4 protein-coding genes and 1 pseudogene are annotated in these 6,836 nt (G+C 73.1%); 2 read left to right on the top strand and 3 right to left on the bottom strand.

Annotation, left to right across the window (positions count from 1 at the left end; translation table 11 throughout):
- Positions 1–143 precede the first annotated feature (143 nt).
- From ACZ4NT_RS03935 to ACZ4NT_RS03925, 3 genes and pseudogenes are all read right to left on the bottom strand, one after another.
- On the bottom strand, positions 144–1,115 hold the full coding sequence (locus ACZ4NT_RS03935) for an LLM class F420-dependent oxidoreductase (protein ID WP_121409250.1): 972 nt from the start codon (positions 1,113–1,115) through the stop codon (positions 144–146).
- Between the two features lie 59 nt (positions 1,116–1,174).
- A complete protein-coding gene (locus tag ACZ4NT_RS03930; protein WP_467723567.1) occupies positions 1,175–1,753 on the bottom strand; it encodes an alpha-L-rhamnosidase-related protein in 579 nt (192 codons plus the stop codon).
- A gap of 105 nt (positions 1,754–1,858) precedes the next feature.
- Positions 1,859–3,890 (bottom strand): annotated as a pseudogene (locus ACZ4NT_RS03925) (family 78 glycoside hydrolase catalytic domain); the annotation flags it as partial.
- A gap of 305 nt (positions 3,891–4,195) precedes the next feature.
- Here ACZ4NT_RS03925 and ACZ4NT_RS03920 point away from each other — a divergent pair.
- Together ACZ4NT_RS03920 and ACZ4NT_RS03915 are read left to right on the top strand one after the other, a co-directional pair.
- Positions 4,196–5,707: a serine hydrolase domain-containing protein gene (locus tag ACZ4NT_RS03920; RefSeq protein ID WP_467723189.1), complete on the top strand. Its 1,512-nt coding sequence runs from the start codon at positions 4,196–4,198 to the stop codon at positions 5,705–5,707.
- A gap of 155 nt (positions 5,708–5,862) precedes the next feature.
- Positions 5,863–6,657, top strand: coding sequence for an SDR family oxidoreductase (locus ACZ4NT_RS03915; RefSeq protein WP_121409248.1), 795 nt, complete (start codon positions 5,863–5,865; stop codon positions 6,655–6,657).
- The last annotated feature ends 179 nt before the right edge of the window (positions 6,658–6,836 follow it).

Genomic DNA, 6,836 nt, shown 5'->3' with positions numbered 1-6,836 from the left:
GGGCCGGGCGTGGGGGGGAACAGGACCTTTTGTTCCCGGACCCAGCCACTACCCTCCTCCCCCACAGCCCCCGCAGGGACGGGCGGACCGGGGGCTCGCCCCCTCCCCCCCCCCCCCCCCCCCCCCCCACCCCGGGTCCGGGATCAGGCGAACGCGTTGCGCAGGGCCGGCAGCAGGGTCTTCTCCGACCAGTCCAGATAGGCAGGCTGCGACTCGCCGCCGATCTGCACGAGTGCGATCTCGGTGAACCCGGCCTCGGCGTAGGGGCGCACCGCCTCGACGAAGGCCTCGGGGTCGTCACCGCACGGGATCGACTCGGCGACGTCGTCGGGGGTGACGAACTGGGTCGCCCCCGCGAACGAATTGGGGTGCGGCAGCTCGGAGTTGACCTTCCACCCGCTGCCGAACCAGCGGAACTGGTCGTGTGCCCGCTTCACAGCCGTGTCCCGGTCGGGGTCGTAGCAGACGGGGAGCTGTCCCACCCGGGGCTTGCCCTGCCCGCCGTGCCGGTCGAAACCGTCGAGCAGGTCCGCCTTGGGCTCCGTGGCGATGACGAGATCGGCGAGCCGGCCCGCCAGCCGGCAGGACCGCTCGCCGGACACGGCGACCCCGATGGGCGGAGCCTGGTCCGGGAGGTCCCACAGCTTGGCCGACTCCACGTCGAAGTGCGTCCCGCGGCGCGTGACATGGCCGCCCTCGAACAGGTCGCGGATGATGCCCAGTGCCTCCTCCAGCATCTCGTGCCGGACGTCGACCGACGGCCAGCCGCCGCCCACCACATGCTCGTTGAGGTTCTCGCCCGAACCGAGGCCCAGCCGGAACCTGCCCTCGGACAGCAGCTGCATCGTCGCCGCCTTCTGCGCCACCACCGCGGGGTGGTAGCGGAACGACGGACACGTCACGTAGGTCATCAGCGGGATCCGCGAGGTGGCCTGAGCGGCGGCCCCGAGCACACTCCAGGCATACGGCGAATGGCCCTGCGACTCCAGCCACGGGAAGTAGTGGTCCGACGTCACCGAGAAGTCGAACCCGGCCTGCTCGGCCCGTACCACGTGGTCGACGAGGTCACGGGGACCGGCTTGCTCCGTCATCATCGTGTATCCGATTTGCACCATACGAGACGGGTCCCCGATCCGGTGATCCGGAAACAGGGACCGTCCCCCGTACGGATCCACTACCCCGCGCGGGCCACGAACTCCCAGCTTCCGTGCGGAGTCCCGTATACGACGAACCCCGGCTCCGTCCGCAGGAACGCCGCCCCCTCCGGAGCCCGGACGGCGGAACGCGTCCCGGCCGGCACGTGGACCTCCGCCGTGGAACCCACCGGGACCCGCACCGACAGCCGCAGCGAGGTGCCGACGACGGACCAGGCGACGGCCGCCTCGCCCCGTACCGTGTGCACCGTGGTGCGCGCCCAGTCCACGCCGGTACGGCCGTCGGGGCGCACCGTGAAGGTCCGGTAGCCCGCGTCTCCGGGGCGCAGGCCCGCCACGTTCTCGTAGAGCCACTGCACGACCGTCCCCTGGAAATAGTGGTCCCGGGAACGGGAGTCCAGCGGCCACATCTCCCACATGGTGTCCGCCCCGTGCTCGAACCAGTACCCCCACCCCGGATAGGTGCGCTGGGTGGCGATCGCGTGCGCCACCTCCGGGTGCCCCTGCGCGGACAGTTCGCGCAGCAGCACGCTCGTCCCCAGCGCCCCTGTGTTGAGGTGGTCGCCGCGCCGGCGGATGTCGGCGACCAGGGACGCCACGACGTCCGCCCGCGCGCCGGGCGGGACCAGTCCGAAGGCGTAGCTGCGCGTCGCCGGTCCAGCCGTTCTTCTCGTACATCGGCGTGTCCGTGGGGATGCCGTGCAGGTTGTTCAGGACGGTCCGCCGCATCGCCGCCTCCAGCCGCTCGTAGAACGGCTCCGAACAGGCGAAGGTGCCCGTCCGCTCGACCGGGGTGTGCACCACCCGGCCGAGCACCTGTGCGGGCTCCGGCTTCGCGGGCAACCCGCTGACCTGCACGTAGCGGAAGCCCTTGTACGAGAACCTCGGCTCCCACACCTCCTCGCCGTCGCCCGCGCAGACGTACTCGTCCGTCTGGAAGCGGCCCGGCACGTGCCCGGTCTCGGCCCGCACACTGCCGTCGTCGTTCAGCTTCTCGCCGTGCACCAGGCGCACCGTCGTCCCCGCCGGGGCCCGGACGGTCAGCCGCGACCAGCCCGCCATCGTCCGTCCCATGTCGACCACGTGGACGCCCGCCGCCAACTCCGTGACCGCCACCGGATGCACCGTCTCGACGACCTCGATCGGGTCGTGGGTCTGGGCGCGCAGCGTCCCCTTCGGGGCGCTCTGCCGGGGGGCCTCCTGCCAGCCGGCGTCGTCGAAGCCGGCACGCGTCCAGCCGACCGGAGCCCTGCGGGCGTCGTAACTCTCGCCTGCGTACAGCGAGTTGGAGCGAGTGGGCCCCTCGGTCATGCGCCAGCCGCCGTCCGTGGCGACGGTGGTACGGGAACCGTCCGGATGGTCGATCTCCAGTTGCGCCAGCAACCGCGGCTCGCCGTGCCAGGGCGGCCGGTGCCAATTCCAGACGTTGGGCGTCGTCATGCCGAAGAAACCGCGGCCGAGCGTCACCCCGATCGCGTTGCGGCCGCGGCGGACCTGGTCCGTGACGTCGTGCACGGCGTAGAGGACCGTCTCCTCGTAGTCCGTGAAGCCGGGGTCGAGGACCTGGCGGCCGACGCGAACGCCGTTGAGCTCGGCGTCGTAGTAGGCGAGGCCACTGATGTGCAGGCGGGCCCGCACCACCGCCTCGGGGACGTCGAACTCGCGGCGGAGCAGGGGAGCGGGGCGCTCGGCCGAGGGGACCGTCACGCCGTCACCCCAGGGGCCCTGGCCGTACGGGGCGAGCACTGCCGCCTCCGCCCAGTCCCCGTCGTCGAACTCCGGCAGCTGCCAGTCCTGTTGCTCGCTTCCCGCACAGCGCCAGCCGTCCCCGGTGGCGAGTTCGACGGTGTCTCCGGACGCGGTCTCGACGACCAGGCGGACGAGCAGTCCGCCCGGGTTCACCGAGGCGCCGCCACGGTTGGTCGCCAGGGCGGCCACCACGACTCGTCCGCCGTCCGCGGCCCGCACCTGCTCCGTGACGTCCGCCGACTGCTCGGAGCGCCAGGCGTCCGTGCGCTCGGGCTGGTGCAGCACCTGCTGCCCGCCGACGTGGAGCGTGAAGTCGTCGTCGGCCGTGGCCACCACGGTGGCCCTGCGCACCTCGGTGCCGGCGGGCAGCGTGGTGGAGCCGCGGAACCAGCGCGGCCCCGTGGGGGAGGAGCCCGCGGTGGAGCCCGGCGACCAGATCCAGGCCGCGCCGGTGAAGCCGGGGGGCTCGGGCGGGGCGTCGGCGCCGATCCAGACGCCGCGCCACGCGTCCGACGGCAACGTTGTCTCCCACCACCGCGGGGCGCTCCAGGCCGACGGCCGGCCCTTTGCGTCCCAGACGCGGACCTGCCAGTGGTACCGCGTACGGGGCTCCAGGGCGGGGCCCGCGTAGACGACCCCGACGGTACGGTCCGACGTCACCCGGCCCGAGTCCCAGACGAGCCGTCGCCCCTTGCGGAGTTCCTGCGGGCCCAGGGCGACCCTGACCTGGTAGGCGGACTGGCGCGCCGCCTGCCCCTCGGCCGTCAACACCCAGGTGAGGCGCGGACGTTCGACCTCGGTGCCGAGCAGGTTTTCGGCGTACTCGACGGTCGTGCGCGTGATGTGCAGACCGCCCGGCCGTGCGGCGGCGGCGGTCCCTGCTGCCGCGGCGGCGGTGTCGGCCGTCGGCGGGCCGAGGGCGACGGTGGCGCCCGCGCCGACGACTGAGCTCCTCAGGAAGACCCGGCGGTTCCAGCCCTTGGCCATCTGCTGCCCTTCGGTGGAGGGGAGGGGTGCTGTGCCGTGCATGACTCATTGAAACGTTTCATTCGATTCCGGACGATCCTATGCAGCAGCTGTGTCGACCTACAAGAGGCGTGCGTCCGGCGGCATGGACATCCGCCGTGGACACCGGGGGGCCACCGGGGGAAGGATGGCGTGTGCACCCAGCTGTCGGGGGCCGTCGAGCGGCACGGTCCGCCCGGGTCGAGCGGCATGTCCGCCCAGCCGGATCGCCGCCTCGCTCACCGCCGCCAGTCCGTCGAACCCGAGCCGCCCGGAGGCCGTCCCGCATGAGCGCCCGCCCGCTGTCCGTCAGCAGTCCCGCCGCCCAGGGAGTCGAGGCGTCCGGTGTCCACGCGTTCCTGGACGCGATCGAGGCCGCCCCCGGCATCGAGCCGCACAGCCTGATGATCCTGCGGCACGGTCACCTCGTGGCCTCCGGATGGTGGGCGCCCTACACTCCCGAACGCCCCCATCTGCTCTACTCGCTGAGCAAGAGCTTCACCTCCACAGCCGCCGGACTCGCCGTCGCCGAGGGGCTGTTGGACCTCGACGCCCCGGTGATCTCGTACTTCCCGGAGTTCGAGGCGGACATCACCGACCCGCGCAGCCGGGCCATGCTGGTACGCCACGTCGCGTCCATGGCCAGCGGCCATCTCGCCGAGACCCACGAGGCGGCCTTCCGGCGCGATCGCGAGGAGCCCGTGCGCGGCTTTCTGCTCACCCCGCCCGACCGGGACCCGGGCACCGTCTTCGCCTACAACCAGCCCGCCACGTACACCCTGGCCGCCATCGTGCAGCGGGTGACGGGGCGGACGCTGACGGACTATCTGCGACCCCGGCTGTTCGACCCACTGGGGATCGGAGAGGTGGCCTGGATCCAGCGTCCCGCCGGGCGCGACCTGGGCTTCAGCGGACTGCACGCCACGACCGACGCGATCGCGCGCCTGGGGCAGCTCTATCTGCAGGACGGCGTGTGGGAGGGGCGGCGCGTCCTCCCGGCCGCGTGGGTCGCCGAGGCGACCCGGCCGCACGTCTCCACCTCGGACGGGACCCTGGCGGGCGTGGGGTCGGACTGGCAGCAGGGCTACGGGTTCCAGTTCTGGATGGCCCGGCACGGCTACCGGGGCGACGGGGCGTACGGGCAGTTCTGCCTCGTCCTGCCCGAACAGGACGCGGTCGTCGCGACGACCGCGGCGACCGAGCGGATGCAGGACGTGCTCGATCTTGCGTGGCGGCACCTGCTGCCCGCGTTCGGCCCCGCGCCGCACGACGCGGCCGACCCCGCCGGGGCGGCCCCCGCCCTGCCCGGCGCGGACGACGAGAGCCTGGCCAAGCGCCTTGCGGGACTGGCGCTGACGCCGGTGGCCGGCAGCGCCGAGCCGCCCGGGCAGGCGGAGGCCTGGGCCGGAGCACGCTTCACGCCGGCGCCGGACGACGGCGCCCGGCCGGAGAGGCTGACAGGGGTGGTGGTCGACGTGGACGCCGACGGCTGGACCGTGTCGCTCGACGAGGGCGGCTCGCCCATCGGCCTACGGCTCGGGGCCTCCGGCTGGACCGTCGGCACGGGGTCCCTGCCCGCTGCGGTGAGCGGCGGATGGACCGGCCCGGAGACGCTGGGCGTCGACGTGCTCTTCCTGGAGACACCGCACCGGTTGACCGTGACCTGCTCCCTCGCCTCGCGCACGTTCACCGCACGCTGGCACACCACGCCCCTGCACGGCGGGTCGCTGAGCCGCCTGCGCGCCCCGGCCCGCGGGGACGCGATCGCGGCTCCGGGTGCGTCCTCCGCGGATCGCTGACCGGGCGCCGTCCGATGGAGAGCGCCTCGCCGGGATCGGTGCTGACGGGCCGGTGAAACGGCGTATCGCATGCCGACGGCCGGGTAATCGCGGATGATCGTACGAGGACTGCGGCGCCGTGCCCGGGTCCGCCGTCACGGCAGTGGAGTGTGCTGATGCAGCTGAATCTCGAAGGACGGACCGCGCTCGTCACGGGCTCGACCCAGGGCATCGGGGCGGCCATCGCGGTGGGCCTCGCCCGGGCGGGCGCCCGCGTCGGGGTCAACGGGCGGGACGAGGGCCGGGTCGAGGAGGCCGTCGCCGAGCTGACGAAGCAGGCACCGCAGGCGCAGTTCGTCCCGGTGGCCGCCGACCTCGGGACCGAGGAGGGAGCCGGCCGGGCCCTGGAGACCTTGTCCGAGGTGGACGTCCTCGTCAACAACCTCGGCATCTTCGGGGCGAAGCCCGCGCTGGAGATCAGCGACGAGGAGTGGCGGCGCTACTTCGAGGTGAACGTCCTCGCGGCGGTCCGCCTCACCCGCGCCTACCTGCCCGGCATGATGCGGCGGGGCTGGGGGCGCGTGCAGTACATCGCGAGCGACTCGGCGGTGGCGATCCCGGCCGAGATGATCCACTACGGCATGTCCAAGACCGCGCTGCTCTCCGTGAGCCGCGGGTTCGCCAAGGAGGCCGCGGGGACGGGTGTCACGGTCAACTCCGTCATCGCGGGACCCACGCACACGGGCGGCGTGGAGGAGTTCGTGTACGAGCTGGTCGACCGAGACCTGCCCTGGGACGAGGCGCAGCGCGCCTTCATGCGGGAGCACCGCCCGCAGTCCCTGCTCCAGCGGCTGATCGAGCCCGAGGAGATCGCGAACCTCGTCGTCTACCTCAGCTCGGATCAGGCGTCGGCAACCACCGGGGGAGCCGTCCGGGTGGACGGCGGGTACGTCGACTCGATCCTTCCCTGAGGCGGCGCGTCAACTGCGTCACGCCGGGCCGTAGTTGTGTCCGGACGCGGCGTCGTGCTGTGCGTTCCGCGGCCGCGCGGGTACGGCGGTGGCTGCGACGTGCGGCCGGCGAGGGGCACGGGGTGACCGCGTCGGTGCGGTGTGATGACGGCGGCCTCGGCGTGGTGACCCCGGCCTCG

The organism is Streptomyces sp. NPDC026417 (assembly GCF_055567695.1).
This window is presented reverse-complemented; position numbering and strand designations above follow the sequence as displayed.

Bases quoted from the DNA above. Each gene is read 5' to 3' on its own strand.
- ACZ4NT_RS03935 (WP_121409250.1), bottom strand. From the start codon at position 1,115: ATGGTGCAAATCGGATACACGATGATGACGGAGCAAGCCGGTCCCCGT.
- ACZ4NT_RS03920 (WP_467723189.1), top strand. From the start codon at position 4,196: ATGAGCGCCCGCCCGCTGTCCGTCAGCAGTCCCGCCGCCCAGGGAGTC.
- ACZ4NT_RS03915 (WP_121409248.1), top strand. From the start codon at position 5,863: ATGCAGCTGAATCTCGAAGGACGGACCGCGCTCGTCACGGGCTCGACC.